Here is a 2,853-nt window from a genome sequence, read left to right as displayed (position 1 = left end):
GCAGCCCGCGCCGCTCGAAGCGGTGCGCGGAGATGTCCCAGCGGCCGCCGAGGTCGAGCGGGTGTGGTGACAGGATCGCATTGCCGTGCCGCCACGACGGCTTGAACACGTTCGGCCCGAGCGCGATCTGCCAGTCGAGTGCATGTGCGATCTCGGTGGCCTGGCAGTGCCAGACGTCGTCGACCGCGTCGTCCATCGGCGCGCCGAAGCCGGGTGCGAGCACGGGGCGCGGCATGCGGCGCGCCATTGCTTCCTGCAGGAAATACACGTCGGCGTGCGTCGACTGCATCCAGTTGCGCATCGCGTTCCACGCGGTGAAGCCGAGCGGCGAGCGGCCCTTGTGCAGGTTCCAGCTCACCGCGGTGATTTCGTCGGGGGCGGCGTGCGGTTCGGCGAACGGCAGGGACAGGGCGTCGGCGGACATGACGCTCAATCCTTCGCGACGTGCGCACGCACGCGGTACACGAGGTGCGGATGCTGTTCGACGAGCGTCCAGTCGGTCCACGCGTCGCCGCCGACCGTCAGGCCGGGGTGGCTCGCGACGATTTGCCGCGGCGACGCGGGCAGGCACGGATCGGCCGGCTTCGCCCCTTCGTCGTCGATCGTTTCCTGCACGTCGAGCGCGAGCGACACCGTGTTCGCGCCGGCATCGACGGTGAGCGGCGCGACCGTGACCGAGCGCGAACGCTCGGTCGGCACCACGCGCGCGGCATTGCCGCAGCCGACCGGCACGGCGGACGGATAGCGATGGGTATCGGTACGGGTCTGACCCACGGTGGTGCGCTGCTGGAACGTGTCGATGGTCTGACCGTCGCGCACCACCTGGATCTCCCACGCGACGGAGGCCGGCGCGGGGCTCTGCGCATGGGCGGCGAGCACGATGCTCGCGAGCAGGACGGCCAGGCCGTGTTTCAGCATGAAACGTCTCCGGAAACGCGGAATAGCGGGGAACGGACGCACATCTTACGCCCGATCGATTTCGATCGTGATGTGACAGGACGCGCCGCGGCAGGTTCGCCGCAAGATGCGGTCCTGTTCGAAAGGTAGGGCCGCGTCATGTGTTTTCAAGCGAAAAAGCGCGTGAACTCGGCGACCGGCGCGCGCTCGGTGACGAGGCGGTTCTCGATCGCGTCGGGGTCCGCATGGCCGAGCGACATGCCGCAGACCAGTTGCTCGTTGGCGGGAATGCCGAGGTGTTCGGTGACGATCCGGTGAAACGGCACGAACGCGGCCTGTGGGCAGGTATCGAGCCCGCGTGCGCGCGCGGCGGTCATCACGCCCTGCAGGAACATCCCGCAGTCGAGCCAGGCGCCGTAGGTCATCACGCGGTCGAGCGTGAAGAACAGTGCGACCGGTGCATCGAAGAAACGGAAGTTGCGTGCGTGCTGCGCATGCATGCGCGCCTTCTCGTCTCGGCCGATGTTCAACAGGCCGTACAGGTCCCAGCCGACCTTGCGGCGCCGGTCGATATACGGCGACACCCATTCGCGCGGGTAGTAGTCGTACTCGGCGACGTATTTCTCGTTGCGCGCGGGATCGTCGTGGGCCGCGGTGAGTGCGGCGGCGAGCGCATCGCGCGTGGCGCCCGTCGCGACGTACACGCGCCACGGCTGGATGTTGGTGCCCGACGGCGCGCGGCTTGCGGCTTCGAGGATTGCCTCGAGCGTGTCGCGCGGCACGGGCGTCGGCAGGAATGCGCGGATCGCGCGGCGCGACGTGAGTGCCGCATCGACGGCGTCGATTGCATCGGCATCGACGCGCGGGAAAGCAGTGGGGACGGACATCGGCATACCTTCGGGACGGGGTCCGACGCGCCGCGCGGGCGCCGTCGGCAAGGCCGGTGCGGCGGGTGGGTGAACCGACGATCATACGCCGCGGTGCGCCGGCGTGCAGTGCGCGCGGGTGTTAGCAGCAGACGCACGCGGCTGCTTGCTTGCGCGGGAATGCGGGATCGCTACACTGAAATCGTAAGGGTCTGATGGTCGTGTGACAGCAAGCGGCAGCGAGGTTGGTATGACGACGGCGATGGTGAAACAGGAACTGGCGGTGGCGTCCTTCAGCACGGTGTACGACCTCGAGCAGGTCGAGACGGCGCTGAGTGACCTGAACGAGAGCGCGAGCGACGCACTGCGCGCCACCTACGAGAGGATGCTCAAGACGGGCAATCTGCGCTTCTGCGTGAAGCCGAACCGGATGCCGTCGTTCGACGCGCTCGGCGAGGCATTGCCCAATTTCGCCGAGCCGCTCGACGACGTGCGCAAGCAGGTCGCGCTGTGCCTCGAAACGGACGACCGGCTCGAACTGATGCCGATCCTGTTGCTCGGGCCCCCGGGCATCGGCAAGACGCATTTCGCGAAGGCGCTCGCGCAACTGCTCGGCACCGCGTACCACTACGTGCCGATGAGTTCGCTGACGGCCGGCTGGATCCTGTCGGGTGCGTCGTCGCAATGGAAGAACGCGAAGCCGGGCAAGGTGTTCGATGCGCTCGTGAACGGCAGCTACGCGAACCCGGTGATCGCGGTCGACGAGATCGACAAGGCCGGCAGCGATGCGCAATACGATCCGCTCGGCGCGCTGTACGCGTTGCTCGAGCACGACACCGCGCGCGCATTCATCGACGAATTCGCGGAAGTGCCGATCGATGCGGGCAACGTGATCTGGATCGCGACCGCGAACGACGCGCATGCGATTCCGGAGCCGCTGCTCAACCGGATGAACGTGTACGAGATCGAGCCGCCCGATGCGGCCGGCGCGCGCCGGATCGCGCAGACGATCTACGACGAGATCCGCACGTCGCATGCGTGGGGGCGGCGCTTCCCGGACATCCTCGGCGACGACGCGCTCGACGTGCTA

The 2,853-nt window shown here is 67.8% G+C and carries 3 protein-coding genes and 1 pseudogene; 1 reads left to right on the top strand and 3 read right to left on the bottom strand.

Features of this window, described 5'->3' with window-relative positions; genetic code table 11:
- The 3 genes and pseudogenes from G3N99_RS37875 to G3N99_RS37865 form a co-directional block, all read right to left on the bottom strand.
- Positions 1–424: pseudogene (locus G3N99_RS37875) on the bottom strand (endonuclease); the annotation flags it as partial.
- Positions 425–429: 5 nt separating this feature from the next.
- A complete protein-coding gene (locus G3N99_RS37870; protein ID WP_174937495.1) occupies positions 430–918 on the bottom strand; it encodes a hypothetical protein in 489 nt (162 codons plus the stop codon).
- Between the two features lie 146 nt (positions 919–1,064).
- Positions 1,065–1,784, bottom strand: a complete 720-nt coding sequence (locus G3N99_RS37865; protein ID WP_174937497.1) for a nitroreductase — start codon at positions 1,782–1,784, stop codon at positions 1,065–1,067.
- A gap of 229 nt (positions 1,785–2,013) precedes the next feature.
- Between G3N99_RS37865 and G3N99_RS37860 the strand changes: the two genes are divergently transcribed.
- On the top strand, positions 2,014–2,853 hold an 840-nt coding region (locus G3N99_RS37860; protein ID WP_206124930.1), incomplete at its 3' end, for an AAA family ATPase.

The sequence above is a fragment of the Burkholderia sp. Ac-20392 genome, from assembly GCF_017104585.1.
GTDB classification, from domain to species: domain Bacteria; phylum Pseudomonadota; class Gammaproteobacteria; order Burkholderiales; family Burkholderiaceae; genus Burkholderia; species Burkholderia lata.
This window is presented reverse-complemented; position numbering and strand designations above follow the sequence as displayed.

Bases quoted from the DNA above. Each gene is read 5' to 3' on its own strand.
- G3N99_RS37870 (WP_174937495.1), bottom strand. From the start codon at position 918: ATGCTGAAACACGGCCTGGCCGTCCTGCTCGCGAGCATCGTGCTCGCC.
- G3N99_RS37865 (WP_174937497.1), bottom strand. From the start codon at position 1,784: ATGTCCGTCCCCACTGCTTTCCCGCGCGTCGATGCCGATGCAATCGAC.